This window comes from Tenebrionibacter intestinalis (assembly GCF_016632365.1).
Lineage (GTDB): Bacteria > Pseudomonadota > Gammaproteobacteria > Enterobacterales > Enterobacteriaceae > Tenebrionibacter > Tenebrionibacter intestinalis.
Map to the genome: position 1 here is coordinate 1 of NZ_JAEPBH010000140.1, position 976 is coordinate 976.

Annotated in this window: 2 protein-coding genes; both read right to left on the minus strand. The window is 39.4% G+C overall.

Annotated elements, in window-relative coordinates:
- Positions 1 to 90: 90 nt before the first annotated feature.
- A complete protein-coding gene (locus JJB97_RS18120) occupies positions 91 to 510 on the minus strand; it encodes an SMI1/KNR4 family protein (RefSeq protein ID WP_238715469.1) in 420 nt (139 codons plus the stop codon).
- A gap of 12 nt (positions 511 to 522) precedes the next feature.
- Positions 523 to 976 (minus strand): HNH/ENDO VII family nuclease (locus JJB97_RS18125; RefSeq protein WP_238715470.1); only part of this gene is annotated, 454 nt, incomplete at its 5' end.

The following is a 976-nucleotide window of genomic DNA, read 5'->3' on the forward strand; positions in this document are numbered from 1 at the left end:
CCGTGTGCCAGTCGCCCTTTTTAAAGAAAGAGCGCCGGACAAAAAACTACCCTTTGGAAATATGCTTGGATCTACTATACTAATTACTTTCTATTTACCTTCTATCCATACTTCATTGATCCATCTAGCAAGGTTAGGCCAACTTTCATCACTGTAGCCATCAGTTGTCCAAAATCTAATTATGCCTTTAGGATCAATGCAGTAGTAACTAGCATTATCTTCACATATCGGTAGCCAGTCTTTTGGTAGCCCTTGCTCTCTTGCCTCAATCAAGGCCGTACTTAATTCACCATAATACTTTTTATCCCTAGTCAAGGATAATAAATCTATGCTTCCATAAAATACATTGCCTACTGTTTTTATCACTTTTTTATAGTCTGATAAAAAAATAAAGCCCGTACTCTTTTCATATTCGGATATGAGTGCATCATCAGGTAATGGTAGATTATTTCTTTCCCCTTCAGAAAGGGTGATTAATCGGCTGATAGCAGCATCCAGTTCATTGTTCATATAATAAACCTATTAAAAGTCATTAGCTCTTTGCTTCCAGTAGTCAGAACGCCATTTATTGAATTCTGAACGATTAATACCAGATGGTATACTGTTATCATTTATATGAATAACCGTATGATTATCCTTATGAAAAGTTTGAGTAACCTCAGCTATAGGTCCATCCTGATTTTGTAACATATGATGCAGGTTAACTGGTTTTCCATCCTTGCCCACCGGAGCACGGCCAACCTGCATTAGTTCTATATTTGTTTTACCTGATTTAGGATCAACATAACCAGGATCAAACAGATCATTACGCTGATAAACCTTATTACCATTGAAGTTAACCGGTTCGTCGCTCCAGTACTTGCGATCCTGGCCGAAGTAATTAACTGATGTAACGTCATCACTGGCCTTACCAATCAGCCTCGACGCCTCGGCCAGCTCCCCTTTCTTCAGCGCCGTTTCCGCCGCCTTAATCACC

What these genes read in the sequence shown, in the direction of transcription:
- JJB97_RS18120 (WP_238715469.1), bottom strand. Translation starts at nt 510, where the DNA reads ATGAACAATGAACTGGATGCTGCTATCAGCCGATTAATCACCCTTTCT.